The organism is Novosphingobium aeonii (assembly GCF_052279045.1).
Lineage (GTDB): Bacteria > Pseudomonadota > Alphaproteobacteria > Sphingomonadales > Sphingomonadaceae > Novosphingobium.
Genome location: NZ_CP176833.1, coordinates 832,459 through 857,659, shown reverse-complemented (window position 1 = coordinate 857,659; position 25,201 = coordinate 832,459). Strand labels below are relative to the sequence as shown.

General features: G+C 67.4%; 27 protein-coding genes and 1 riboswitch. Of the genes, 10 read left to right on the top strand and 17 right to left on the bottom strand.

Going from position 1 to position 25,201, the window contains the following annotated elements; genetic code table 11:
- Window positions 1-1,146: an efflux RND transporter periplasmic adaptor subunit gene (locus ACLIMP_RS19390; RefSeq protein WP_054441864.1), complete on the bottom strand. Its 1,146-nt coding sequence runs from the start codon at window positions 1,144-1,146 to the stop codon at window positions 1-3.
- A gap of 118 nt (window positions 1,147-1,264) precedes the next feature.
- Here ACLIMP_RS19390 and ACLIMP_RS19385 point away from each other — a divergent pair, with 118 nt between their 5' ends.
- Window positions 1,265-1,849: a TetR/AcrR family transcriptional regulator gene (locus ACLIMP_RS19385; RefSeq protein ID WP_324699548.1), complete on the top strand. Its 585-nt coding sequence runs from the start codon at window positions 1,265-1,267 to the stop codon at window positions 1,847-1,849.
- A gap of 84 nt (window positions 1,850-1,933) precedes the next feature.
- Here ACLIMP_RS19385 and ACLIMP_RS19380 read toward each other — a convergent pair whose 3' ends face one another.
- Window positions 1,934-2,209 (bottom strand): hypothetical protein, encoded by a 276-nt coding sequence (locus ACLIMP_RS19380; RefSeq protein WP_054441862.1) that lies wholly within the window; start codon window positions 2,207-2,209, stop codon window positions 1,934-1,936.
- A 565-nt stretch (window positions 2,210-2,774) separates the two neighbouring features.
- Between ACLIMP_RS19380 and ACLIMP_RS19375 the strand changes: the two genes are divergently transcribed.
- Together ACLIMP_RS19375 and epsC are read left to right on the top strand one after the other, a co-directional pair.
- Window positions 2,775-3,626: a TauD/TfdA dioxygenase family protein gene (locus ACLIMP_RS19375; RefSeq protein ID WP_054441861.1), complete on the top strand. Its 852-nt coding sequence runs from the start codon at window positions 2,775-2,777 to the stop codon at window positions 3,624-3,626.
- Window positions 3,627-3,754: 128 nt separating this feature from the next.
- Window positions 3,755-4,732 (top strand): serine O-acetyltransferase EpsC, encoded by a 978-nt coding sequence (epsC, locus tag ACLIMP_RS19370; protein WP_054441975.1) that lies wholly within the window; start codon window positions 3,755-3,757, stop codon window positions 4,730-4,732.
- On the opposite strand, the gene cobF is transcribed toward epsC, so the two are convergent.
- From cobF to cbiE, 4 genes are read right to left on the bottom strand one after another with little or no spacing between them, the layout of a single operon-like run.
- Window positions 4,725-5,480: a precorrin-6A synthase (deacetylating) gene (gene cobF / locus ACLIMP_RS19365; RefSeq protein WP_443478907.1), complete on the bottom strand. Its 756-nt coding sequence runs from the start codon at window positions 5,478-5,480 to the stop codon at window positions 4,725-4,727. The two genes, epsC and cobF, sit on opposite strands and share 8 nt — an antisense overlap.
- Before the next feature lie 7 nt (window positions 5,481-5,487).
- Window positions 5,488-6,273: a precorrin-4 C(11)-methyltransferase gene (gene cobM / locus ACLIMP_RS19360; protein WP_054441859.1), complete on the bottom strand. Its 786-nt coding sequence runs from the start codon at window positions 6,271-6,273 to the stop codon at window positions 5,488-5,490.
- Window positions 6,270-6,635, bottom strand: coding sequence for a cobalamin biosynthesis protein (locus tag ACLIMP_RS19355; RefSeq protein ID WP_054441858.1), 366 nt, complete (start codon window positions 6,633-6,635; stop codon window positions 6,270-6,272). Before ACLIMP_RS19355 ends, cobM begins: the two co-directional genes overlap by 4 nt.
- Window positions 6,632-7,840 (bottom strand): precorrin-6y C5,15-methyltransferase (decarboxylating) subunit CbiE, encoded by a 1,209-nt coding sequence (gene cbiE / locus ACLIMP_RS19350; protein WP_132468865.1) that lies wholly within the window; start codon window positions 7,838-7,840, stop codon window positions 6,632-6,634. Before cbiE ends, ACLIMP_RS19355 begins: the two co-directional genes overlap by 4 nt.
- On the opposite strand from cbiE, the gene ACLIMP_RS19345 reads away from it, so the two are divergent.
- Window positions 7,839-8,588 (top strand): cobalt-precorrin-6A reductase, encoded by a 750-nt coding sequence (locus ACLIMP_RS19345; protein WP_132468923.1) that lies wholly within the window; start codon window positions 7,839-7,841, stop codon window positions 8,586-8,588. The two genes, cbiE and ACLIMP_RS19345, sit on opposite strands and share 2 nt — an antisense overlap.
- Here ACLIMP_RS19345 and cobJ read toward each other — a convergent pair.
- From cobJ to ACLIMP_RS19325, 4 genes are read right to left on the bottom strand one after another with little or no spacing between them, the layout of a single operon-like run.
- Window positions 8,564-9,313: a precorrin-3B C(17)-methyltransferase gene (gene cobJ / locus ACLIMP_RS19340; protein ID WP_132468866.1), complete on the bottom strand. Its 750-nt coding sequence runs from the start codon at window positions 9,311-9,313 to the stop codon at window positions 8,564-8,566. The two genes, ACLIMP_RS19345 and cobJ, sit on opposite strands and share 25 nt — an antisense overlap.
- A complete protein-coding gene (locus ACLIMP_RS19335) occupies window positions 9,310-10,035 on the bottom strand; it encodes a precorrin-2 C(20)-methyltransferase (RefSeq protein WP_132468867.1) in 726 nt (241 codons plus the stop codon). The genes cobJ and ACLIMP_RS19335 overlap by 4 nt, the downstream gene beginning before the upstream one ends.
- On the bottom strand, window positions 10,032-10,661 hold the full coding sequence (locus ACLIMP_RS19330) for a precorrin-8X methylmutase (RefSeq protein ID WP_054441974.1): 630 nt from the start codon (window positions 10,659-10,661) through the stop codon (window positions 10,032-10,034). Before ACLIMP_RS19330 ends, ACLIMP_RS19335 begins: the two co-directional genes overlap by 4 nt.
- Complete coding sequence (locus ACLIMP_RS19325; RefSeq protein WP_054441856.1) at window positions 10,661-11,800, bottom strand: ferredoxin-like domain-containing protein; 1,140 nt, start codon at window positions 11,798-11,800, stop codon at window positions 10,661-10,663. The genes ACLIMP_RS19330 and ACLIMP_RS19325 overlap by 1 nt, the downstream gene beginning before the upstream one ends.
- Window positions 11,801-12,037: 237 nt before the next feature.
- A riboswitch (cobalamin riboswitch) is annotated at window positions 12,038-12,266 on the bottom strand.
- Window positions 12,267-12,514: 248 nt separating this feature from the next.
- On the opposite strand from ACLIMP_RS19325, the gene ACLIMP_RS19320 reads away from it, so the two are divergent.
- Window positions 12,515-13,117: a YbhB/YbcL family Raf kinase inhibitor-like protein gene (locus tag ACLIMP_RS19320; protein WP_324699547.1), complete on the top strand. Its 603-nt coding sequence runs from the start codon at window positions 12,515-12,517 to the stop codon at window positions 13,115-13,117.
- A gap of 47 nt (window positions 13,118-13,164) precedes the next feature.
- On the opposite strand, the gene ACLIMP_RS19315 is transcribed toward ACLIMP_RS19320, so the two are convergent.
- Genes ACLIMP_RS19315 through ACLIMP_RS19300 form a run of 4 tightly spaced genes read right to left on the bottom strand, consistent with a single transcriptional unit; the run spans window position 13,165 to window position 16,802 of the window.
- Window positions 13,165-14,256 carry an NAD(P)/FAD-dependent oxidoreductase gene (locus ACLIMP_RS19315; RefSeq protein ID WP_132468868.1) on the bottom strand — a complete coding sequence of 364 codons (1,092 nt, stop codon included), beginning with the start codon at window positions 14,254-14,256 and terminating at the stop codon, window positions 13,165-13,167.
- A 1-nt stretch (window position 14,257) separates the two neighbouring features.
- A complete protein-coding gene (locus ACLIMP_RS19310) occupies window positions 14,258-15,346 on the bottom strand; it encodes a type III polyketide synthase (RefSeq protein WP_324699546.1) in 1,089 nt (362 codons plus the stop codon).
- On the bottom strand, window positions 15,343-16,572 hold the full coding sequence (locus tag ACLIMP_RS19305) for a beta-ketoacyl-[acyl-carrier-protein] synthase family protein (RefSeq protein WP_324699545.1): 1,230 nt from the start codon (window positions 16,570-16,572) through the stop codon (window positions 15,343-15,345). The genes ACLIMP_RS19310 and ACLIMP_RS19305 overlap by 4 nt, the downstream gene beginning before the upstream one ends.
- Window positions 16,569-16,802, bottom strand: coding sequence for an acyl carrier protein (locus ACLIMP_RS19300; protein ID WP_054441853.1), 234 nt, complete (start codon window positions 16,800-16,802; stop codon window positions 16,569-16,571). The genes ACLIMP_RS19305 and ACLIMP_RS19300 overlap by 4 nt, the downstream gene beginning before the upstream one ends.
- Window positions 16,803-17,148: 346 nt before the next feature.
- On the opposite strand from ACLIMP_RS19300, the gene ACLIMP_RS19295 reads away from it, so the two are divergent.
- The 3 genes from ACLIMP_RS19295 to ybaK all read left to right on the top strand — a co-directional run bounded on the left by ACLIMP_RS19295 (window position 17,149) and on the right by ybaK (window position 18,850).
- Entirely contained in the window at window positions 17,149-17,559 is a 411-nt protein-coding gene (locus ACLIMP_RS19295) for a cupredoxin domain-containing protein (RefSeq protein ID WP_132468869.1), read from the top strand.
- Between the two features lie 35 nt (window positions 17,560-17,594).
- Window positions 17,595-18,266 carry a methyltransferase domain-containing protein gene (locus tag ACLIMP_RS19290; RefSeq protein ID WP_132468924.1) on the top strand — a complete coding sequence of 224 codons (672 nt, stop codon included), beginning with the start codon at window positions 17,595-17,597 and terminating at the stop codon, window positions 18,264-18,266.
- 110 nt (window positions 18,267-18,376) lie between these two features.
- Window positions 18,377-18,850 carry a Cys-tRNA(Pro) deacylase gene (gene ybaK, locus ACLIMP_RS19285; RefSeq protein ID WP_185999608.1) on the top strand — a complete coding sequence of 158 codons (474 nt, stop codon included), beginning with the start codon at window positions 18,377-18,379 and terminating at the stop codon, window positions 18,848-18,850.
- A gap of 9 nt (window positions 18,851-18,859) precedes the next feature.
- On the opposite strand, the gene ACLIMP_RS19280 is transcribed toward ybaK, so the two are convergent.
- The 3 genes from ACLIMP_RS19280 to ACLIMP_RS19270 form a co-directional block, all read right to left on the bottom strand.
- On the bottom strand, window positions 18,860-19,429 hold the full coding sequence (locus ACLIMP_RS19280; protein WP_443478834.1) for a hypothetical protein: 570 nt from the start codon (window positions 19,427-19,429) through the stop codon (window positions 18,860-18,862).
- A 69-nt stretch (window positions 19,430-19,498) separates the two neighbouring features.
- Window positions 19,499-20,128, bottom strand: a complete 630-nt coding sequence (locus tag ACLIMP_RS19275; protein ID WP_324699543.1) for an FMN-binding negative transcriptional regulator — start codon at window positions 20,126-20,128, stop codon at window positions 19,499-19,501.
- 24 nt (window positions 20,129-20,152) lie between these two features.
- A complete protein-coding gene (locus ACLIMP_RS19270) occupies window positions 20,153-20,773 on the bottom strand; it encodes a LysE/ArgO family amino acid transporter (protein WP_054441849.1) in 621 nt (206 codons plus the stop codon).
- Between the two features lie 144 nt (window positions 20,774-20,917).
- Between ACLIMP_RS19270 and ACLIMP_RS19265 the strand changes: the two genes are divergently transcribed.
- Window positions 20,918-21,838 (top strand): LysR family transcriptional regulator ArgP, encoded by a 921-nt coding sequence (locus ACLIMP_RS19265; RefSeq protein WP_279388368.1) that lies wholly within the window; start codon window positions 20,918-20,920, stop codon window positions 21,836-21,838.
- A 65-nt stretch (window positions 21,839-21,903) separates the two neighbouring features.
- A complete protein-coding gene (locus ACLIMP_RS19260) occupies window positions 21,904-24,939 on the top strand; it encodes a DUF2135 domain-containing protein (RefSeq protein WP_443478833.1) in 3,036 nt (1,011 codons plus the stop codon).
- The last annotated feature ends 262 nt before the right edge of the window (window positions 24,940-25,201 follow it).

Here is a 25,201-nt window from a genome sequence, read left to right as displayed (position 1 = left end):
TTACTTCGCCCCGCCCGCGGTCGTGATCTGCTGCGGCATGCCCGCCTTGACGACCGTGCCCGGCCGCAGGTTTACGAGACCCTCGACGATCAGCCTGTCGCCGACGTTGAGGCCCTTGGTGACGATCCACTTGTCGCCGACGGCGCGATCGGTTTCGATCTGGCGCTGCTCGACCTTGTTGTCCTTGCCCACGACCATCGCGGTAGCCCGGCCGCGCGGATCGCGCGTGACGCCCTGCTGGGGTGCGAGGATGACATTGCTGCGCAGGCCCTCGACCAGCTTGGCGCGGACATACATGCCCGGCAGCAGCAGGCCGTTGGGGTTCGGGAAGGTCGCGCGCAGGATCACGGAGCCGGAGCTCTGGTCCACGGTGACGTCGGCAAACTGGAGGCGGCCTTCGATCGGGTAGACCGAACCGTTCGGCAGGATGAGCTGGACGCGGGCGCCGTCGGCTTCGCTGACACCCCCGGCGGCCATCGCCTGCTTGAGGTCGATGATCTGGGCGGCCGACTGGGTCACGTCGACATAGACGCTGTCGGTACGCTGGATCGTCGCCAGAGCGTCCGCCTGCGCGGCCGAAACGAGCGCGCCCGGCGTGAACAGCGAACGGCCGATACGGCCCGAGATCGGCGCGCGGATGCGCGTGAAGTTCTGGTTCACCTGCGCGGCCTGGAGCGCACCTTGCTGCGCCGCAACATTGGCCCGCGCCTGCTGCGCGGCGGCGGCGGCATCATCGTATTGCTGCCGGCTGACCGCGTTGATCGCGATCAGGTCCTTGTAGCGCTGGGCCTGGAGCGCGGTGGAGCGGATCGTCGCATTGGCGGTGGCCAGCGAGCCCTGCGCCTGCGCCACGGCCGCACGGTAAGGCGCGTCCTCGATCTCGTAGAGAAGCTGGCCGGCCTGCACGTTGCTGCCCTCGGTGAACAGCCGGCGCCGGATTACACCGGTGATCTGGGGCCGGACATCCGCCGTTTCCAGCGCGGTAATACGGCCGGGGAGTTCATTCGTCAGCGCTGCTGATTCGGTCGTGAGCGTCACGACACCGACTTCGGGCGGAGGCGGCGCAGACGGCTGCTGCTCTCCACATGCACTCAGCGCAAGCGCCGAGGCGCACGCCAGAAACCCGATAATCATCGCCTTTTGCATTGGTTCATCCGTTGCGATCGTTGGGGGGCAATTTGAGAGTGAACGATCATTCACATTGCATCGCCACTAGAAATCGGCCATGGAGAATACAAGCGAAAAATACGTACGAGAACGAAAAATGGGTGCAGTGCAGCAAAAAGTACCCAGCAGGGATCGGATCCGAAACGCAGCGCGGGAACTGTTCGCAACGAACGGTTTCCACCAGACGTCGATGTCGGAACTGGCTGCTGCTGCGGAGATGTCGGTCGGGCTGATCTATCGCTCCTTCAAAAGCAAGGAAGAGATTATCGAGGCGATCGTAATTGCCGATTTCGATGAAAAGCTTACCGAACTTGATGATCTGCGTCGACGTCTTGATCAGGGCGAACTGACTGTCCTGGAAACCTTCCGGGAACTGTTCCTGCAAGTCATTGACGAAGGGCACGAGGCATTGTCCTTCGACATCCTTGCCGAAGGCTTCCGCAACGAACGAGTGGGACGCACGATCGGTTCCATGTGCGAGCAATTTCGGGATTATCTTCGCGAATTCGCGTGCGCCGCGAACCGGAATCTGACGGGCGAGGAACTGGAAGGCGCCGTCGAGATGATGCTGGGCTGCCTTTTCGGGCTCGGTCATCGCAGCATGTCGCTGCCGAGGTTGAGCGCCGAACGCACGGCAGAACACTCCGCGCGGATGATCGTCGCCGCGCTGCAAGCAATATAGCGAACAGGCAATCTCGGAAACAGGCCGGCAGCCTGTTTTCAGACAGGCAAGGCCGCCCCGTGCGGCCCATGCCCAGGACCCGTTTCAGTGCGCCTTGCGGTGCTTCCCGCCGTAGCGCTTGCCGCAATATTCATCGAGGCTTGCCATTTCGCGCGCGGCGGCCACGGCAGCGGCCGAATTGCACGGCATCGCCTTTTCCGCGGCGGCACCTTCAACCGCAAGGATGCGCGCATCGACGCGATCGCGCAGTTCCTGGATGTCCGCCCGGCTGAGCACGTTCTTCTCGCGCAGGTAGCAGATCAGGCTCTGCAGGATGATGATGGCCTTGTCGCCCGAATCGACTTCGAAACCTTCTTCCACTCGTCAAACTCCTTCCCAACTCCAGGTTCGCCTGGATGTTATTGAGCGGCCTGTATTTTTCTCCTCCCGGCAGTCTCTGTAGACCCGCCTGCCGTCTGGAAGAGAACGACCGTCCAGTCAGGATAGTCCCGTGCCGCGCGTCCGTATACAAATCGATGCTATGGATATCGCCCTGCGGATAAATCGATTTGCTGGATTCGATTTGCGGGTTGCCTCGCTGCATCATCTGCGACGCTCCAAGGCAGGCTTGGCGCAAGCAAAGAATAGTTTTCGCAGGAAAGCCCGGTCGGCTGACCCCGGTCGCTTGACGCCTTAATGTCAATTAAATAGGTTGAGAATGAAGGCGAGGGGAACCTGGCTCGCTCTTCCGCAGTATTTTCCAGTCCGCGGCTTTTGACCGGGAAGCAGCTTGCTCCGCGTAACCAACAGCTAAAGCGCGCGATGCTCGGGGCGACAACGCCAGGCTTCGTGTTCCCCATAACTCAGGGGCGATACGAAGGATGAGTTTTCACGACACCGGTTTGCACCGATCCATCCGGAAATCCGGCCAAGAAAAGGTTTCGGCATGACTCTCGAAATCCGCAAGCACGGGCGCGTCGGTGCCGAAATCCTGGGCATCGACTTGTCCCGGCCCTTCGCAACCGGTGATCTTGCCGCCATTCGCGCCGCCTTCGCGGAGCATGGGGTGGTGTTCTTCCGCGATCAGTCCATCAGCGAGGAACAGCACATCGCCTTCGCCCGGAACTGGGGGGAGATCAACATCAACCGCTTCTTCGCCGCGCACCCGGGCTATCCCGAGATCGCGCTCGTCGTGAAGGAACCGGATCAGCAGCACAATATCGGCGGCGGCTGGCATACGGACCATTCCTACGATTTCGAGCCCGCGCTTGGATCGATCCTTGTCGCCCGCGAACTGCCCGCGCAAGGCGGCGCGACGGCCTTCGCCTCGATGTATGCCGCCTATGACGGCCTGCCCGAAGCCCTGCGCGCCCGGATCGAAGGCCGCAGCGCCGTCCATTCGGCGCGCCATGTCTTCGGCAGCAAGGCCGGGGTCTACGAAGCCGCGCAGGATACCCGACAGGACGGCCGCATCGGCAACTCCGGCGCGGCCGACGTGCTGGACGATCCGGTTCATCCGATGGTGATAACCCATCCGCTCAGCGGCAAGCGCGCGATCTACGTGAACCCCAGTTTCACGGTGCGCATCCAGGGCCTTTCCGAAGACGCTTCCCAGGAGTTGCTCCAGGAGATCTACGCACACTGCGTGAAGCCGGAATTCCAGGAGGATTTCCACTGGCGGGACGGCTCGATCGCCTTCTGGGACAACCGCGCGACCTGGCATTACGCCTACAACGATTATCACGGCCACCGCCGCGAAATGCATCGCATCACGATCGAGGGCGAAGTGCTGCGCTGAGGCGGAGTGGACCGATCGGCCCCGTGGGATTCCCTCGGACGGGGTCGCCAGCCCCGCACCGGAAAGCGGCAGGGGCATCGCCGTTTCTTTCGAGGGAAGCACGGTAATTGGCCGGGAATATGAACGTCATGAGCAGCGAGCCGGAACATATCAGCGCGAACGCCGGGGAGGACGACTTCTGGGATGTCGGCAGCATTGTCCGCGAACTCGCGGAGATCCGGCATCACTGGCGCACCACCAATACCCAGCATTCGGAATATGGGGTGGAGAGCTTCCCTTCCCGCGTGCGCCTTGCAAAAGTGGCCGACGAACTTTGCGGCGCGCTGTTCCCGCTCAGGCTCGGCCCCGATTTCGTCCGCCTGCACAACGAGGACACCTTCGTAACTCAGTCCCTGCAGATCGCGCTGAGCCGGCTTCAGGCCCAGTTGCGGCTCGAACTGACATATTCCTCCGGCACGCAGGACAAGGGCGCGATCGATCGCCATGCCTCGGAACTGGTCGCCGGGTTTTCCCGCCAGCTCCCCGCGATCCGGCGCCTGCTCGATATAGATATCGAAGCCGCCTATCGCGGCGACCCTTCGGCGCGCAGCCTCGACGAAGTGCTGATCTGCTATCCCGGACTGCTGGCGATCATCCATCACCGCCTTGCCCACGCCCTGCACCTGCTGGGCGTACCGCTGGTGGCGCGCATCCTCTCGGAAATCTCGCATAGCCGAACGGGGATCGACATTCACCCCGGCGCACAGATCGGACAGGGGTTCTTCATCGATCACGGCACCGGCGTGGTCATCGGGGAAACCGCGATCATCGGCGACAACGTTCGCATCTATCAGGGCGTGACGCTGGGCGCGAAGAACTTTCCCGCCGATCCTTCGGGTGCGCTGGTCAAGGCCACGCCGCGCCATCCGATCATCGAGGACGACGTGGTGATCTACGCCGGCGCGACGATCCTGGGCCGGGTGACGATCGGCAAGGGCTCCGAGATCGGCGGCAATGTCTGGCTCACGCACGGGGTTCCCGCGCACAGCCGGGTGTATCAGGCCCGGGAGAACCTGGTGACGAGCCAGAACGGCAAGGTTGCGCCCGCTCCCGGCTCGCTTAACTGACGGCCCGGCGCAGCAGGTAGACGTCCATGATCCAGCCATGGCTGGCGCGCAGTTCGGCCCGGTGCCGGACGATCTGCGGCCCGGCCGTGGCCAGCGGCCCGTGGACCAGCGCTTCATGTGCCATGCCGAGATAGGCGCCCCACCAGATCGTCAGGCCCTCTTGCGGCAGCGCGGAAAAAGCGCACATGCCATCAAGCATGACCACGACCGTTTCCGCGCCCTGCGGCCACCCATCCTCCCGAAGGCGGCGTCCGGTGGTGATCGTGACGGGTGAACCCAGAGTGTTGAGCGGGATGCAATGCGCCGCCGTCAGTGCCTGGATGCTGGTTATGCCCGGCACGACCTGCGTGCCCAGGGCCATTCCGCCCTCCGCGAGCAGGCCCGCGATCCGCAGCGTGCTGTCGTAAAGGGAGGGATCTCCCCAGACCAGCAGCGCCAGCTTGCCGCCCTGCGGCAGATGCGCACCGATCTGATCGGCCCAGACGCGGGCGATTGCGCCGTGCCAGTCTCCCACCGCCTCAAGGTAGGGCGGCACCGGCGAGCGTTCCGGCAGATCGAATTCGGCGATGCGCACGGGCTGCGTCAGCACGGCACCGCAGATCGCGCGGCGCAGGTCCAGCAGGTCCGACTTGCGTTCGCCCTTACGCGGCAACAGGATCAGGTCCGCCTGGTTCAGTGCCTTCACCGCCGCCAAGGTCAAGTGATCGGGATTGCCGGTGCCGATCCCGATGAGATGAAGGTCGATCACGCGGCCGTCACTCTTCCAGCCCGGCGAACCGGGATTCGGCCGTTTGCGGGCGGAACCGGCGGTCGTAACCTGCGGCATAGAGGCTGCTCTCGCCGGACACGCCCTGCCCCAGCGCCTTGCCCACGAGGATCAGCGCCGTCCGCTCCATGCTCCCCGCCACCGCGGCTTCCACCGAACCGAGGCTGGCGCGCACGACACGCTCGTCCGGCCAGCTTGCCCGCCACACCACGGCGACCGGGCAATCCGTGCCGTAAGCGGGGAGCAGATCCCGCACCACCTGCCCGAGATTGTGGATCGACAGGTGAATCGCCAGCGTCGCTCCGGTCGCGGCGAACCGTGTCAGGCTCTCGGCCTCGGGCATGGCGCTCGCCCGCCCGGGCGTGCGGGTAAGGACCAGCGACTGGGCCAGCGCGGGCACCGTCAATTCGGCCTCCAGCGCTGCCGCCGCCGCCGCGAATGCCGGAACGCCGGGGGTCACCGTGAACGGAATGCCCAGCGCCCGCAGCCGCCTGACCTGCTCCCCCATGGCCGACCAGATCGATAGGTCGCCCGAATGGAGCCGCGCCACGTCCTGCCCCGCGTCATGGGCTTCGCGGATCGCGGCCACGATTTCGTCCAGCGCCATCGAAGCGGTGTTCACGATGCGCGCGCCCGGCGGGCAATGGTCGAGGATGGCGGCAGGCACGAGCGAACCGGCATAGAGGCACACCGGGCTCGCCGCGATCAGATCTCGCCCGCGCAGCGTCAACAGGTCGGGCGCGCCGGGACCGGCTCCGATGAAATGAACGGTCATGGTTGAACTCCCTCGGCGATGGCGCAAGTCGCCATGCGGTCAGATGAAACGTGGCGGGGGGCGAGCAGCCTCGCGGCCGGACCGCAGGCGGCAAGCGCGGCAGCTTCGGCCACGCTGCCGGTTCCCCGCGCGGCAAGGCTTGCGGCGGAGCGGGTGATCGTGGATGCGGCGCGGAGCCGCTCGGCATCGATGGCCAGCAGCGGCAGGCCGAGACGGTCGGCCAGCGCCTTGAGCTGGGGGGCCTTGTCGCAAGGGGCGGCCAGCGCCGCAATCGGCGGCAGGCCTGCGCAGGCCCCTTCCAGCGCGCGCTCCAGAGAGACGAGGTTCGCGCCCGCGCGAAATCCGAAACCAGCCACGATCACAGCACCACGCTCCACTGGACGATCGGATAGCTTGCCCTCCAGCCGCGCTTCGCGCCCAGCGGCGCCGCTTCGGACAGTTCGATCCGCAGGAGACTGCCCCCCCTCGCCCCGTGCCATTGCGCCAGCAAGGCCTCCGATTCCAGTGTGACGGCATTGGCGACGAGACGTGCGCCCGGCCTCAGCACGGTCCAGAGACATTCCAGAAGCTCCGCACAGAGCCCGCCGCCGATGAAAACCGCATCGGGCGCGGCCTGCCCGGCCAGCACGGCAGGCGCGCGGCCTTCCACCACGGACAGCCGATCGGCCCCCAGCGCCGCCGCATTGGCCCGCGCCCGCGCCGCACGCGCGGGGTCGCTCTCGAAGGCAATGGCCTGCATGTCCGGGTGCGCAAGCAGCCACTCTATCGCAATGGACCCCGAGCCGGTGCCGATATCCCACAGGGTCTCGCCCTGACGCGGCGCCAGCGCCGAAAGCGTGAGGGCCCGCACCGGGCGCTTGCTGATCTGTCCGTCATGCGCGAACCAGTCGTCCGGCAGGCCGGTGCCGCAGGGCAGAACCGCGCCGTTTCCGGCAAAACGGATACCCAGCGCCGCGGGGTGCGCGATATCGGCGAAGTCAAGCTCTTCCGCGGCCGAATGGCGTATGCGCTCGCGCGGGCCGCCCAGCGCTTCGAGCACGGAAAGCTCCGAAGCTCCGAAGCCCAGTTCAGCGAGATAACGGGCCACCGCCACCGCCGCCGCGCCGTCACGAACCAAAACCAGCGCCCTTCGCCCCGGTGCGATGTGGCGGCGCAGGCGGCCAAGCGGCGCCGCGTGAAGGCCGAGGCAGGCCGTGCCCTCGATCGGCCAGCCAAGCCGCGAGGCGGCCAGCGCAAAGACCGAAGGTGCGGGATGCGCGGTCCATTCGTCCCGTCGCAGATGCCGGGTCACGACACTGCCTGCGCCGAACCAGAACGGATCGCCCGATGCCAGCATGACCACGCGCCTGCCGCGATGGGCCAGCAGCGGTTCCAGTCCATCGGCGAAGGGCACTGGCCACGTCATCCGCTCACCTGTAGAGGCGGGCAGGAGCCCGAGGTGGCGTGCGGCGCCGGTCACCAGTTCGGCACCGGCCAGTGCCTCGCGGCTTGCATCGGAGAGACCGGAAAGCCCGTCCTCACCCATGCCGACGATGGTAAGCCATGGCTGTTCAGGAGTTTCCGGCATTTCCCATATCCTGGTTCTCGGCGGGACGACGGAAGCCAGCGCGCTGGTCGCCTCCCTGGCGGAGCGCGGGCTCACCGCGACACTGAGCTATGCGGGGCGCGTCGAACGGCCGAAGGCGCAGCCGGTGCCGGTGCGTATCGGCGGTTTCGGCGGCATCGAGGGACTGGAACGCTATTTGCGGGAACACCGGGTCACCCATCTGGTAGATGCCACGCATCCGTTCGCCGCGACCATGAGCGCGCACGCGCTGGCCGCCGCCCGGAACACTGCAACGCCGCACATCCGGCTCACCCGCCCCCCGTGGCAACCCGCCCGAGGCGACCGCTGGCAGCATGCGGCGGATATCGAGGCCGCCGTTTCGGCGCTTGCCGGGCCGCCGCGCAGGGTCATGCTGGCACTCGGCCGGATGCATGTGAACGCTTTCGCGGTGCAGGGTCAGCACCACTACCTGCTGCGCTTCGTGGACCGCCCGGAACAGGCGCCCGCGCTTCCCGACCATCATCTGGTGGTCGATCGCGGCCCCTTCACCGCCGAGGCCGACACGCGCCTGCTGCGGGACCATGCCATCGACCTGATCGTCTGCAAGAATGCCGGGGGCACCGGGGCGGAGGCCAAGCTCATCGCCGCGCGCCGCCTCGGCGTGCCCGTGCTCATGATCGACCGCCCAGCGCCCGCCCGGGGCAAGGCGGTTCACCACCCCGGCGAGGTGCTGCGCTGGCTGGGTCATGCCGCCGACCGCGGCGTGTAGAGGATCGGCCTTCCCGGCCGCTCGACCAGCCGGGTCCGGCTGGAACCGAGGATCACCATCGTGCGCATGTCCGCCATTTCCGGCCGGGCCTCGCCCAGCGTGACGACACGCATTTCCTCCTCCGGCGTGGAGACTGCGCGCGCGAACAGGATCAGCCGGTCCTCTCCGCATGTCTCGCGCAGGACTTCAAGGACGCGCGCAAATCCGTGCGGTCGTGCCTTCGACCGGGGATTGTAGAACGCCATCGCAAAGTCCGCCTCTGCCGCAAGGCGCAGCCGCCGCTCGATCAATGCCCAGGGCTTGAGATTGTCGGAGAGGTTGATGGCGCAGAAATCGTGGCCCAGCGGGGCGCCCGCCCGGGCGCTGGCCGCCAGCATCGCGGTGATCCCCGGCAGCACCCGTATATCGAGTGCGCGGTGCGCGGCAGGCCCCGCCTCCAGCGCCTCGAACACGGCGGAGGCCATTGCGAACACCCCCGGATCGCCCGACGACACCACCACGACCCGCCGCCCACTCGCCGCCATCTCCAGGGCATGGGCGGCGCGCTCCAGCTCCACCCGGTTGTCGCTGGCGTGAAGCGTCAGCCCTGCCCGCGCGGGGACGCGCGAAACGTATGGGGCATAGCCGACGATGTCGGTCGCCTCCGCCAGCGCCTGCGAGACTTCTGGCGTCACCAGCGCGGCATCACCCGGACCGATGCCCGCAATCGCGATCCAGCCGCTCATGGCCGGCGGCCCTGCCCGTGGATCAGCAGGATCGAGAAATAGGGCGTCACGGCCTGCGCCTCGCACAGCGGCGTAACGCGTTGCTCCGCCATGGCCGCATGTTCCACCAGCCAGGCCTCTCCCTCGCGCCCGGCGGCGGCCACCGCGCGCCGCAGCTTGTCGAGATTGCGACCGATCTTCATGACGACCAGGGCATCGGTATCGCGAATGCGCCTTGCCAGATCGTCCTCGGGCAGCGTGGCCATCAGCACGGTGAGCACGTCGTCTCCCCAGGTCATCGGCGCGCCGCTGGCAGTCCACGCGCCGGACATCCCGGTGATCCCGGGGACCACTCGTGTCGGCACCGAGCCCGACAGGCGGGTGTAGAGGTGCATGAACGAGCCGTAGAAGAACGGGTCGCCCTCGCACAGGACCACGACATCCTCGCCCGCACCGGCCAGCCGCGCGACATGGCCCGCGCAATATTCGTAGAACTCGGAAAGGCAGGCGTTGTAGCGCGGGTCGGACAGCGGGATTTCCGTCGTGACCGGATACTCCATCGCGAATTCCACAACGTCTTCGCGCAGCATCCCCTCGACGATCCTGCGCGCCTGCCCGGGGCGGCCGGACTTGCGGAAATAGGCGACATGCCTTGCCTCGCGCACCAGACGGTCGGCGCGAACGCTCAGCAGGTCCTGCGCGCCGGGGCCAAGGCCCACGCCGTGAACGGTGCCCGGCTTCATTCCGCGCGGCTCCCGATGGCGTTGATCGCGGCCACGGTGATGGCGCTGCCGCCCAGCCGCCCCTCGACGATGCAGCAGGGCACCGGCATCGCCTCCCACAGCGCGGCCTTGGACTCCACCGCGCCGACAAAGCCGACCGGACACCCTATGATCGCCGCCGGGCGCGGACAGGCGGGGTCTTCCAGCATGTTCAGCAAATGGAACAGCGCTGTCGGCGCATTGCCGATCGCCACCAGCGCCCCCTGCAGATGCGGCCGCCACAGTTCGAGCGCCGCGGCCGAGCGCGTGTTGGACATGGCTTTCGCCAGATCGGGAACCGCCGGGTCGTGCAGCGTGCAGATCACCGGATTGCCGGCGGGAAGGCGCGATCTGGTGATGCCTTCCGTCACCATGCGCGCATCGCAGAGCACCGGAGCCCCGCGCGCTGCAGCCGCGATCGCGGCTTCGGCGAAGCCCGCGGAGAACCGTATATGAGCGGCCAGTTCGACCATGCCCGAGGCATGGATCATGCGCACCGCGATACGCTCTTCCTCACGCGTGAAACGCTGGAGATCGGCCTCGGCACGGATGGTCGCGAAAGACTGGCGGTAGATCGCCGCGCCATCGGTTTCATAAAGATGAGGCATCATTCGGCTCCGAAATGGGCGAGCAGTTGTGGGAGATCGAGGCCGGACCGGCATGGCGGGTCTCCGGCAGCGGCATCGATGGAAAGGTCGAAGCGGCCGTTTCGCCCGGTCAGCGTGACGCTTGCAGGGGCGGAACGCGCACAGCCCTTGGCGCAGCCGGAGACGTGAAGGCGGCCCGGAACGTGCGCGGCCAGCCGCAAGGCCAGCGGCCGCGTCGCCACGGTCGCCTGCGGGCACAGCGGTGCTCCGGGGCAGGCGTCCACGCGCATGGCCGGATCGGTAGGATCGCTGACAAAGCCATCCCCGACAGGATCGGGGAGCGGGTTCGCGCCTTCCAGAAGAAGCACCCGCCACGGGGTGATCCGCAAGGCCGCCGCCCCGGAACGTGTGACGAGCGAGGCCAGCGCCGCCGCCTCCACGCTGCCGAAAGCGGCGCCGCAGGCATGGCCCATGGCATGGGCGCCGGGGCCGATGACCGGACGCGGCGATGCGGGAGAGACCCATCCCCTGGCCCAGCCCGGCAGCTCGGCACGGTGGCGCGCCATCCTGCCGGATGCGATCCCGCCGGAGGCGACGAACCATTCCGCCAGTTCGACCAGCGCGCCGACCGCTTCGTCCACGGCAACGGGAATCCCCAGCGCCCGGCCATCCGCGCGCAGGATGAGCCAGCCGCCTTCGCCCCGTTCGATCCGAAAGTCCGCCGGGCTTCCCCCCAGGATCGGCGCGGCTCCGGCGTCCACGGCGAAACCCATCTTTCCCGGCAGTTCCGGCAGGCGAACCTGCGCACTGGCCAGCGCCTCGGCGATCCGGAACGTGTCGTCCCCCGCCGTCCAGTCCGGCGCGACGAGGATATTGCGGCGGTTTTCGGTATCGGGCCGGGCATCCACCAGTTCCAGCGCCACCAGTTGCTCCAGCAGGGCCGCCCAACCGGCTTCGGTCACACCCCGGATCTGGAGATTGGCACGGCGGCTGAGGTCGATCGCCCCGCTGCCGTATTCGCGGGCCAGCGCGCAGAGCGCCAGCGCCTGCGCGCGTGACAGGCGCCCAAGGCGCGGCCGCACGCGCACGATCAGCCCGTCGCCCGCCATCATCGGGCGCCAGGCACTGGGGCACCAGCCGCGCACGGCAAAGTCGCTCATGTGCGGCGATCCGGGCGGGAACGCTGGATTTTCAAAAGGGCACGCTTCGACGAGACGCGCATAAACGCTTTCAACCGCGCGCGGCGACGATGACCGGGGCTTGCCGACGAAGTCGGTCCGTGCGCAACGACAGGCGGGCGCGACATACGCCATCCCTGCACACCGATGCAGCCCCAGCCGCACAGGTTCGTCGCTCACGCGGAGTACCGAGCCTTGGCCTTTCCCTGGACCATGGCAAGAGCGACCGACGCGCCGGCAGGTCTCCTGGCTCACGGGTCAAAGCTCGATACGCGGCCTTCCCGGAACCGGCGCCGATGGGCGCCTTCATCCAGTGGCCGGCTCCGTTGAGGGAGCCCCGGCATCTCGCTCGCCGCTTACAGTTGCAGGGACAGCTGCGGAATGGGAGTTTCCTCCGCACCGCATTCCCATTTCAGCCCCGAAAGGCACCCGCGCGATCGTTGCAGGCCGGACGAAATCCGGCTTGCAGGTGCCGCCTAACCCAAAACGGGATCGATGCCAATCGTCAGCGCAGCTCTGCAAGCGCATCCCGGCGATATCGCACGGCGGCGGCGATACCGGGCGGCCCGATTGCGCCCGATCAATGCGGCTGACGGCGCAGGCGTCATGATCTGCCGAAACCCGGAAGTCATCGCCGATGGTGACGAAACCTCAGGTCGGGTCCGGACGTTGCACACCGAGACGAAGGAGAATCCCATGCTCGAACATGTCCCTCAATGGCTTGGCGCCCTGTTTCACAACTTCCGCGCGGGACATTCCAAGCTGGCGATCGTCCGCGCCGGGCTGGTGCCGGAAGGCGCCTTCATAGACCTGTCGAGCCCCGCTTTCGAGAACGGCGCGCGCCTTCCCGCCCGCTTCACGGCCGATGGCGAAGGCATATCCCCGCCGCTGGAATGGGGCGAGGTTCCTGCCGCCACCACCAGCCTGGCGCTGCTGGTCGAAGACCCCGACGCTCCTGCGGCCGAGCCTCTTGTCCACGCCATCGTCTGGAACCTTCCCGCAGGCACACGGGCGATTCCCGAAGGCGGCATCGGCCCTGACGACGACGGTGCGCCGGACGGGCGCGATGTGGGGCGCAACAGCTATCAGGCCGAAGGCTGGCTGCCGCCCGATCCCCCGCCGGGCCACGGCACGCACGATTACGTGTTCCAGCTCTTCGCGCTTTCCCGCGCGCCCGTGCTGGAAACGAACCCGGGCCGTTCGGAATTCCTGGCGGCGATCAAGGACCATGTCCTGGCCGCCGGAATGCTGGTGGGCCATTACGCGCGCGGAGACGGGGAACCGGCTGACGAGGAGTAGATCACGGCGGCAAAGGCGAGCGCCCCTTCGGCGCTCCCGCCCCGCTGTCATCTCCATTCGCGCAGGCGGGTTGCGCGCGCGGCCATTGTCAGCAGCGCAGGAAAGGACCGGGCCGCGTGGCACCCGGCCTGCCGCAGGACCGGATGGTCCAGCATGTTCTGGAACGCCATGGCCCGCCGGACCTGACCGCGAACCTCCGCGGCGAGCCTGCAGTCGTATCGCCGCGCGTCCTCGCCCGCCATCACGCTTTGCGCGGCGACGAAGGCACTGCGCAGGGCGATGGCCATGCCGTCCCCGGTGAGCGAGGCGGTCATCGCCCACTGGTCTCCCAGCCGCAGCACCCGGCTGTTCGCGGTCCGGGCCGGGGCCATGCCGTAGTTCAGGTTGGCGATCGTTACAGGACGGTCGAACAGCGGCTCCGCATCGGCCAGCATTTCGCGCAGCGCCGCGATCTCGTCCAGCCGGGCGCGCAGGCCCGTCCAGTCCCCGCCGGACTGCGCAAGACGGCTGCGGCGCACGACGAGGCACAAGTTGGCCCGTCCACCCTCCACCATCTGAAGTCCCGCATAACCGCCGCCGAACAGAAAGAGCATGATCGTGCCCGCCAGACGGTGCATCGCGGCAGGGGCAAGGCGGTAATGCATCTTGAACCCCACGAAACCAGCCTCCGCCCGCCCCGTGGACGCCGTGCCTCTTTCGCGCAGGGGCAGCTTGCCGCTTGCCAGCAGCAGATACTCCCCCTCTCGGTCCCCCTCGCTCGTGCGGGCCACGCAGCCGCCGAGTTCGAGTACCCTGACGCCCCGCTCCACCCGCGCGCCGGCTGCGATGGTCTCCCTCAACAGCGCCTCGTCCAGCACATGGCGGCTGAGGCCCCAGGCACCGAAGGGCAGCGGCGCCTCCGCTTCCACAGTGCCCGAAACCAGCCTGATCCGCTGGATCGGCACACCGCCCAGCGAAGCGGGGTCCACGCCAAGCTGGCGCAGATGCGCCGCCGCCTCCACCGAGAGGAATTCGCCGCAGACCTTGTGATGCGGCCCATGCTCCCGTTCCAGCAGGAGCACGTCCCGCCCCTGCCGCGCCAGCAGGCAGGCCGCCGCCCCGCCTGCAAGCCCCCCGCCGACCACGAGGACATCGGCCATGTCAGCGTTCCAGGGTGAAGCGGAAGCTCTCCGCCGCCATGCCCGGCCCGAAGGCCAGCGCCAGCCCATCTCCCTCGCCCGAGCCCGACAGCATCCGCGAAAGGATGAACATCAATGTCGCCGAGGACATGTTGCCGTGATCGTGCAGCACCGTTCGCGAAGGCAGCAGCGCCTCGGCGGGTAAGCCAAGGCCGTGCTCCACGGCATCCAGCACCGTGCGGCCGCCCGCGTGGACCGCCCATAACGCGACATCACCGGGTGAAGCGCCGCGCAGGAGCCCCCGGTCGTCTCCGCGGGAGGCATCCGCCGCAAGAGCCTCGGCGATGCGGGCCGGCACTTCTCCGCCAAGGTGCATGTCGAACCCCTGATCGCGGATCGACCATGTGATGGCATCGGCCGTGCCCGGTATCGTCACCGCCCGAAAATCGCGCAGGGCGATCCCTTCCGGCCGCGCCGTCACCAAAGCCGCCGCAGCCCCATCGCCGAACAATAGCATCGCCAGCAGGTTCGCCAGATCGCCGCTCCGCTGGAAATGGATCGTACAGAGTTCAAGCGTCACCACCAGCACCCGCGCCTCCGGCGTCGAACGGACGATATGATGCGCCAGCCGCAGGGAATTGACGGCCGCATAACAGCCCATGAAACCCACCACCGTCCGCTCCACGCCGGGATCGAGTCCGGCGCCGGCAACGATCGCCTGGTCCAGCCCGGGCGCCATGAAGCCGGTGCAGGAAGCGACGATGAGGTGCGTGATCCCCGCCGCGGCGATGTCGATTTCCAGCGCCTCTATCGCGGCGAAGGCCAGACGGGGCGCGTCGCGTTCGTAAAGCGCCATGCGCTGCCCGGTCGATGGCCACGCCCCCGTCCCATAAAAGCCCGCCGTATCGGTTATCGTGCCATCGGCAAGCGTCACCGGTTCGAGGAAGGAATAGCGCTGCGCGATGCCGGAGCGGGCGGCCATGCGCTCGAACAGGCGGCGAGACCGTGCATCGGCCAGCTCTGCGCTGACGAAGCGCACGAAAGCATCGTGAACCGCGAAAGGCGGATTGGCGGTGCCGATGCGATTGATATGCGCGATAGCCGAGGTCATGCCCGTCTCCCCACCAGCACCGCGTTCAGCCCGCCGAACGCGAAGCTGTTCGAAATCAGCACTTCGGCCGAAAATGACTGAGGCTCCAGCGCCAGCGGAAGATCGCACTCCGGGTCAGGGCCGAGATGGTTCAGCACCGGGGGCGCCGTGCCTTCGACAAGGGCCATCAGCCCCAGCAGGAACTCCATCGCCCCGGTCGCGCCGATCATGTGGCCATGCGCGGACTTCGTGGCGATCACCCGGTGGCGGGGCAGGTCTGCGCCGTAGACCTCCCGCAGCGCAAGCGCTTCGGCCGCATCGTTCAGCGCGGTGCCGGTGCCATGCGCCGAAACGATGGCGGGAATGTCGAAACCGATGCATGCATCCTCATGCGCTGCGCGAATAGCGGCCGCGATCCCGGCAGTGTCCGGCGCAGTGATGTGCGACGCATCGCTCGACAGGCCATATCCCGCCAGTTCGCCATGAACGCGGGCTCCTCTGGCGCGGGCATGGCGCTCGCTTTCCAGCACGAGCACGGCCGCGCCCTCGCCCAGCACCATGCCGCGCCGATCGCGCGAGAACGGGCGGCAGGTGTCCGGCGCCAGCACGCCCAGAGACTGCCATCCCGCCATCGAACCACGCGTGAGGCAGGCCTCGGCCCCGCCCGCGATCGCCACGTCGACACGGCCGCTGCGGATCATGTGCAGGGCTTCCCCCAGCGCGTGAGCGGAAGAGGCGCAGGCGCTGGACAGGGTAAAGACCGGGCCGTGGATGCCCAGCAGGATCGAGACATGCGCGGCGGGAGCCGTGATCATCGAGCTAGGGATGGTCTGGGGGTGGACCTTGGCCTCGTCCTTGCCGAAGAGCCGTTCGTAACCTGTGTCGATCGTTTCGTTGCCGCCGCTGCCGCAGCCCATCAGGACCGCCGTGCGCCGGGCCAGTGACGGATGATCCGCAAGGCCTGCATCCCGGACGGCCTCCAGCGCGGCCTCTATCGCGAACTGGGAGATCGGATCGAGGCGGCCAAGGCGGCGCAGGCGCTGCCCATCCACGCCCGGAAAGCGGATGTCGTCCGCGGGCCTGCCCTCCAGCCAGGCGGCCATGCCCACCGGCGCCGGGCCCGGCAGCGGGCGGATCGCGCCGTCTCCCTTGCGGGTACGCGCCCAGTTGACAGCGAGGCCCCGGCCAAGACCGCTCACACACCCCATGCCGGTCACGAGCACGCGGTGCCCCGAGGCGCCGGTCATCGCGGCGCGGCGCTTCCGATGCGTTCCAGCAACTGCCCCAGCGTGGTCTCGCGCGAGAGTTCCTCCGGCTGGATTTCGACCCCGAACCTGTCCTCCAGCTCGAACAGGATGCTGACAAGATCGAGCGAGGAAATGTCCAGCGTGGCCAGCGTGGCTTCCGGGCGGAGCTGCTCGGGCGGAAGGCCCGTCTCCTTGGCGATCAAGGCGATGATATCGGCATCGTGAGTCATCGGCTGTTCTCCATTGGGACGGGGGCCAAGGGCTGGAATCGGGGCTGGAATCGGAGCCGGGAAGGTCCGGCAGGGCGCGAAATCGCAAGCTCCGCCATGACCTCAGCCCGTCCGGGAAATAGGCCGGTATCCTGCCTGGAGCACGCACGCCGTAAGCGGACATTGGCTTCTCATCATGGCATCCCACCCGGATCGTAAGGACCGGAGACTGCGCGCTTTCCGCCGGTCTGGCAAGCGCGGCGAGCGACGCGGATAGCGCTTCTTCGCGGGCCGGAACGGTGCGATAACGAACCATGCTCCGCCCGCGCGGAGTCGCGTCCCTGCACGGACAATGGAAAGACCGGACATGAACACTTGCCGTCTTGTCATCGCCGCCGCCGTTCTGGCGGCTCCCCTGCCCGCCGCCTCGCAGCAACCCGGCGGAACGGCACCTGCCGAAATGCGCGTGCTGACGGTACGCCTGTCGAACTTCCAGTTCGATCCCGCCACCATCACGCTGGAACACGGCGCCAGCTACGACCTGAAGCTGGTGAATACCGCTTCCGGCGGGCACGATTTCGCGGCGAAGGAATTCTTCTCGGCCGCGCGGATCGCCGAGGCGGATCGTGCCAAGGTATCCGACGGGCAAGTGCCGCTGGCAGCAGGGCAAACGGTTGAAATCCACCTCGTCGCGCCGCAGCCCGGCAGCTACAAGCTTCGCTGCACGCATTTCATGCACAGCGCCTTCGGCATGAACGGAAAGATCGTCGTGCAGTGAGCTTCCTGCCGGTTCGCGTCCGCCAGGAAGAACAGATGGACGCGGTCGATCTCGACAGCGCCGCCTATGCCGCCGTGCTGCGCGATCTGGCGCGGGTCAACCGCTGGACCTTCACGGCCCATTCCACCCTTTCCTTCCTCTCCCGCGCGGTGGGAACTGGGCGCAGCTTCAGCCTGCTCGACGTCGGCTTCGGCTATGGCGACCTGCTGCGCACCGTGGCGCGCTGGGCGGCGCGGCGCGGGATCGAGGCACGGCTGGTGGGGGTGGACCTCAACCCGGAGAGCGAAGGCATAGCACGTGCCGCAACGCCTTCGGACGCGGCGCAAGGTGTCCCGATAGACTATCGGACCGGCGACTATGCCGACCAGCCCGAGCATTTCGATTTCATCGTCAGCAGCCAGGTCGCTCACCATATGACCGACGAGCAGCTCACCCGCTTCCTGCGCCATATGGAGTGTGAAGCGCGGCGCGGCTGGCTCCTGTGCGACCTGCACCGCCATGCTTTCGCCTATTACGGCTTCCCCCTTCTCGCACGGACGCTGGGGGTTCACCGCATCGTGCGGGAGGACGGCCAGCTTTCGATCGCCCGTTCGCTTCGCCCGGCCGAATGGACGCAGGTGCTCGCCGACGCCGGGCTGGGCGAAGGGACGGTGAGAGTGGCGAGGCGCTTTCCCTTCCGCATCGCGCTGGAGCGGGAATTTCCCTGATCTTACGGGACATGCCGATATCAGGGCGCCTTTTCGTGCCGGTCCTGCCCCTTGGCCCGCGCTGCGCGCTGCGCTAGGCGGCTGCGGGCAACCACGAGCAGGAATTCCCGATGGCGCAATCCACCCGCGCAACAAGGGCGCTGGAACAGGCAGGAGTCTCCTTCAGCCTCCACGCCTATGACTACGATCCTTCGGCAGAGAGCATCGGCCAGGCGGCGGCCGTGGCGATCGGCGCCGATCCTGCCCAGGTGTTCAAGACCCTCATGCTGCTTGCCGACGGCAAGCCGGCCTGCGTCGTCGCGCCGAGCAGCGGCGAAGTCTCGATGAAGAAAGCCGCCGCCGCCCTGCGCGCCAAGAGCGCCGCAATGATGAAACCCGCCGATGCCGAACGACTGACCGGCTACAAGATCGGCGGCATCAGCCCGTTCGGACAGATGCGCCGGGTGCCGACAGTGATCGACGAGACCGCCCTGCTGTGGGACGCGATCTTTCTCAACGGCGGGCAGCGGGGCCTTCAGGCCAGGCTTTCCGGCGACGATGCAGCAGCCCTTCTCGGCGCCACATTCGCGGACATCGCCGCCTGAACGCCCCCGTTACAGGCGAGAGACGAACTTCGTCGCGATCGCGGACAATCGTTCGCGGGCGCTGTCCTGATCCGCATCGCCATAAGTGCTGACCGCATAGCGGGCGCCATCAGGGGCGACCCATGCAATGGTCGCCATCGTCCGCTGCAACTTCGCGAAATCCTGATAGCGGAACGCCGCCGGTCGCCCGGCGAGGCTTTCCGTAAAGCCCAGTCCGCCGAGGTTGCCTACCCGCCCGGTGACCTTTCCGTCCTTCACGGTGACCTTCTCCCGCAATTCCCGCAGGAGAAAGGCGGAACTGTCCGCACATCGCACGAAGAATGCCGAACCGAGGTCGGCGGAATCCTCGACGACACCCGACTTCATCGTGACGATCTGCTGATCGATGGAGCCAACCACGCCGCAGTTTTCCGCCTGAAGCGCCGCATCGATCTGCGGATCGCCGGCCGATCGCGTATCCCTCTGCACCGGCGGGGAAGCGAGCGCCTGTTCGAAGGCATCGTTCATCGCCGCGTCCGGCACATTGGCGGCAAGCAGCGGCAAAGCCGCAGCGGCGGCGAGAAGTCCATGAACGATCATCACCAATTCCTTCGCTGATACGAAGTTCATATTAATGCAATTTAGCTATTGCGAGTCAATATCATAACTTTACGTCGCAGCCGCAACGATATCCGCCATGGACGCAGACGGAGTTTCGCCCTCTCGCAGTCCCTCAGCCACGGCGCTCCGGGCGGCTTGCGACTGGTTCTGGCTCGCCTTCCACTTGCCCTCAAGCCTCTCGACCGGGACCTCGATACCCGAAATTCCCCTGAGCTGACCGGCGATGAAAGCGGCGGGCGCATCGTCCACCGCCCATGGCACGGCGCGGCCGCGCTCCTGCTCATCCGTCAACTGGTCGATCTGCGCGCGCAGCCAGGCGGCATCGTCCGTAACGGATGCGCGGCCCCGCGCCTGCACGGCGATATAGTTCCACGTCGGCACGACTTTCCCGTGCTCGCGCTTGGCCGGATACCATGCCGGAGTGACATAGGCCTGCGGCCCCTGGAAGATCACGAGGGCATCGGCACCTGCGCGCAGTTCCTCCACCTGCGGGTTCGTGCGCGCCATGTGCGCGCGGAGCAAGACCGGCCCGGACGGCGGCGCCACCAGCGTGAACGGGATCAGGTTGGCCGTCAGCCCCGCCGCGCCATGCGTCACCAGCGTGGCCAGCGGATAGGCGCGGATCGCCGCGTGAAGCACCTCGGCACGGTCTTCACGAAAGGCGGCGGGACAGTACATGAGCAGGCTCCGGGAAAAAAGAAATCAGAACGCGGCCCGCGCGAGCAGCGATGCCGAAAGCACCAGCATCGTCGCGCCGACGATGGCGTCAAGGATGCGCCATGAAGCCGGGCGGGAAAACAGCGGCACGAGCAGGCGCGCACCGTAGCCGAGACCGGCGAACCAGATGAAGCTCGCGCTCGCGGCGCCTGCAACGAAAAGCGGCCTCGCCGCCGCTGATTGTGCCGCGCCCGCCGTGCCCATCAGCAGCACCGTGTCGAGGTAGACGTGCGGATTGAGGAAGGTGAAACCCGCCGTCGCCGCGATCGCCCTGCCCAGGCTGATACCGCCGCCAGACGCCACCGCCATCGCATCGGGCGCAGCCATTCGCTGGAACGCCTTGATCCCGTACCATGCCAGGAACGCCGCCCCGCCAAGCGAAAGCACCGTCGCCAGCCCCGGCACGGCCGTCAGGAACGCGCCGACCCCGGCCACCCCCGCCGCGATCAGCACGGCATCCGCCGAAGCGCAGAACAGCACGACCGGCCCGACATGCTCACGCCGAAGCCCCTGCCGCAGCACGAACAGGTTCTGCGCGCCGATCGCCATGATGAGCGCGGCGGACAGCGCGAAGCCGGAAAGGAACGGATAGGCAGCCCCCGTCATCGCGGCGCACCCTTCGCAAGTCCGGCCCACAAGGCCAGCAGGGACGCAGCCACGACGATCAACGTCAACACGCAAGGGATGGTCAGAACATTCATGTCCCTTCCAGTGCAGGCCGGCGCAGCATTAGCAAAGGTTGATTTGCTAATGCAGATGAAGCACTGCTTCATCATGCTGGACTACCCCGCCCTCGCCGCCGTCTCCGCCGTCATCCGCGAAGGCACGTTCGAGCGCGCGGCGGAAGCCCTGAACATCACGCCGTCTGCCGTGTCGCAGCGCGTGCGCGGCCTTGAGGAACGGCTGGGCGCGGTCCTGATCGTTCGCGGCCAGCCTTGCGAGCCGACCGAGCTGGGCGCGACCCTGCGGGCCCACTTCGACCGGGTGCAACTGCTAGAAGCCGACCTGCAACCTCATCTCAACCCGCCGGAAGACAGCCGCGCAGCCCCGCTGACCGTGAAGCTGGCCGTCAATTCGGACAGTCTCGCGACATGGTTCCCCGAAGCCGCCGCCGCCTTCGTCCGCGCGACGGGGATGCTGCTGGACCTGACGCTGGACGACGAGGCGCACACCGCGGACCGGCTGCGCTCCGGCGAAGTCCACGCCGTGGTGACGTCGGACCCCGAGCCGGTGCAGGGGTGCCGGACGATCGAACTGGGATCGCTGCGCTACCGCGCCTGCGCCTCGCCCGAATTCATCGCGCGCCACTTCGGGAACGGCATCGATCCCGGTGCACTGGCCAAGGCCCCGCTGCTCCGCTTCGAGCGCCGCGACACGCTGCAGGCGCGCTGGGCCTTCGAGACTCATGGCGTCAAGCTGGCCGCGCCGACGCACTGGGTGCCCTCCACGCAAGGGTTCGTCGATTTCGCGCTCCGGGGGCTGGGCTGGGGAATGCATCCCGCTCCCCTCACCCAAGCGCATATCGCCGCCGGCACCTTGCAGGAACTGCCGCCCGGCCGCCCTTTCGACGTCAAGCTCTACTGGACCGTCACGCGCATTCAGGCCCGCTCGCTCCGCGTGCTGACAGACGCCGTGCGCGACGTGGCGGCCGCCAGCCTGATCACGGATTGAACTGCCACATTGCCTGTCCGCCAAGGTCATGTTTTAGTGGCGCAATTGCGGGGGGATATCGGCGGATGGGTTGCAGGCGCATTGCGAAACTGGTTCTGGGCCTGTTGGCGGCCGGAACGCTGCCGCTTGGCGGTTCGGCCCTGGCAGCGCCGCCCCCAGGGCCGAACACGGGGCCGAACCCGCAGCTCGCCGCATACCAGCGCGGGATAGACGACGGCTCCGGCAGGCACGATGCGCAGGGCCTGAAAATCTCGCGGCTCCATGTCGACGTGCAGGTGCAGGGACGCCTTGCTGACATCGTGATCGAGGCCGATCTCACCGATGCGTCCGGCACGGCGGACGAGGCGCGTTTCCTGCTGGAACTGCCCACCGACGCGGTCGTCACCGGCTATGCGCTGGACGTTGACGGGGCCATGATCGATGGCGAACTGCTGGACCAGCCCAGAGCCCGGAACGTCTACGAGGACGAAGTGCGAAAGGGCATCGATCCCGGTCTGGCGGAGATCACCGCGGCGAACCTTTTCCAGGCCCGCATCTTCCCGATTTCCCGCAACCAGCCCCGGCGCATCCGCATCAGTCTTTCCGCGCCCTTCGACCCGGCGCGGGGGCTCGTCCTCCCGCTCGATCTGCAGGACGGCACCGCCCTCCACGTCAGCACGCGGATCTCCGGTTTCCGGGCGGCGCCCGAGGTCAGGATCGGCGGCAAGCCGCTGTCGCTCCTGCACAAGGCGGCCGGCAGCTGGTCCACCGATCTCGAGGAAACCAAGCGGCCGGTCGCGGGCGGCATCGTCATCCTCGGCGGCGATCCCGTTGCCGGGATGCTGGTGTCGCACCACGGCAAGGGCGGCGACTTCTTCCAGATCGGCGATGCCGCGCCGGCCCGACGTCCGGGCGCGAAGGATGGCGGCCGCCTGAGGATCTACTGGGATCGTTCGCTGTCACGCCGGGACGACCTGCTCGACCGCGAGAGGGCGCTCCTGCGCGCCTACGTGGAACAGGCCGCGCCCGAGGCGATCGACCTCGTGACCTTTGCGAGCGACGCGCCACGCCTTCAGACCGTTCACAGCGCCGACGAACTGGACAGGGCCGTAGCCGCCGTGACCTACCGGGGCGGCACCAGCTTCGCCGGGCTGGAAAAGCCGGAATTGCCCGCGGCGGATACCTGCCTGCTGTTCTCCGACGGCGTGGCGACGCTGGACAATCAGGCCGCGTTCGAACCGGACTGCCCGCTCTCGATCATCGCCTCGGCGCCGGATGCCAACGGTGCCCGCCTGACCCGCATGGCGCAAGCTGCGGGCGGCCGCTTCCTGCGCCTCACGCAGGAAAACGGGCAGGACGTCGTCCAGACCCTCGGCAAGCCCGGAATCGCCATTCTGGCTGCGCGTGACGATAACGGGCGAAAGCTTCCGTTTCGCACCCTGCCGGCTGCCGACGGCCGCTGGTTCGCGGTCGGCAAGATGCCCGAGACCGGAAAAGTGCATCTGTCTATCGCGGGACTCCGCAAGGGCACGGCCGAACGCGTCTACGAAGCCCCTTCCGGGCCGATCGCCCCGCTCAACGCCGCCGGCGCGCTCTGGGCAAGCCAGGAGGTGGACCAGCTGGGCGACGATCCGCTCGCGCATGATCGCATGGTCCGGCTGGCCCGTTCCTTCAATGTGGCGGGGCCATCGATGGCCTTCCTCGTGCTCGAAAGTCCCGACCAGTACCTGAATGCCGATATTGCTCCATCCGGCGGCTTTTCCCGGCAATGGATGGCCGATTACCGCAGCGCCCGGAAAACCCGCGATCAGGAAACCGCCCACCAGCGGCAGGAACGGCTGGCATTCGTGGTGGAGCAATGGACCGCGCACAAGACGTGGTGGAACAGTCGCTTCAAGCCGCGCCCCCGTGTGAAGGGCCGTTCGGCTGAGGTCCTCGGGGCGGCGCCTCCTCCTCCGCCTCCTCCGGCCCCGCCTGCCATGAACATAGCTCCGCCTCCGCCGGTCTCCGTTATCCTGCCTGCCACGCAGGCCGCTTCGGCGGGCGGCGATGACGCGGCGAACATCGTCGTGTCGGGACAGCGGCGGTCAAGCCCGGTCCAGGGCGCGCCGCTGGCCGTGGATGTCCAATCCCGCGAAACGCTCGCCGGCCGGACCATCGGCCTCGACCTTGAAAGCGCCCTTGCCGAGCGCCCCTACCTCGCCGCGCTTGACGCTGCGAAGCCGGAGAACCGGCTGGCGGTGCTGGCGGCACAGGAAGAGACCTTCGGCACGCTGCCGGCTTTCTATCTGGAAACCTCCGAATGGTTCCGGCGCAAGGGCGATGCCGGGGCCGCCCGCGACCTCCTGTTTTCGGCGCTGGAACTCGCGGTGGTGGATGACGAAACCCGGCAGATCGTCGCGTTCCGGCTGGAACGGGACGGCGATCTCGACCGCGCCGTCGCCCTGTTCGAGACGCTTGCGGCAGGAAGCGATTTCCGGCCCCAGCCCCGCCGCGCGCTGGCGCTGGCGCTTGCCGAACGCGGGCGGGCGCACGGCCCCTCGGGCAAGGACGATCTGGAGCGGGCCTTCGCACTGCTGGCGAAAGTCGTGCTCGATCCCGCGATCCGCGACTTCGACGGGATCGAGACGGTGGCCCTGATGGAAGCCAACGGCCTCATTCCCGCGATCGAGGCGGCAGGCGGAAACTGGAAGCTCGATCCGCGCCTCGTGGCGCTGCTCGATACCGATATCCGGATCGTCATCGAATGGACGAACGACGATGCCGACATCGACCTCTGGGTCATCGAGCCCAACGGCGAGAAGGTGTTCTACAGCTACCAGACCAGTTCCTCCGGCGGCCATATCACCAATGACATGACCGACGGCTACGGTCCCGAGGAATACGCCATCCGCAAGGCCCCCGCCGGGGAGTACACCGTCCGCATCAACGGGTTCGACGCGGACCGCATCAATCCGAACGGCAACGGAAGGGTGATGCTGCGGATGATCCGCGATTTCGGGCGCCCCTCGATGAAGGAAACGCTCGTCGATGCCGATATCGCCTTCGAGAAAGGATCGGATCGGGATGCCGAAGGCGGGCGCCTGATCGGGCGGCTGACCGTGGCGCCGGGCGGGAAATGAACCCCGCCCGGCGTGCCGTTTATGAATTTACGACCTAGGGTCAGGACCCATTAATCACGCCTGCGAGGTTTGAATAAAAATGGCTCAGAGCGAGGAAGGAAGGCGTAGTAATATGTCTATATTTCAAGCCTTTCTGACGCTGCACTAGGCCATTTTGATCAAATCCCTCCGGGACACCGGAATGGCTTCCATCTCGAACCAAAGCGGCTTTGGACGGGCAACCAGCCCGCCCGGCAGCCGCTTTGGCCCGATATGTTCGCCA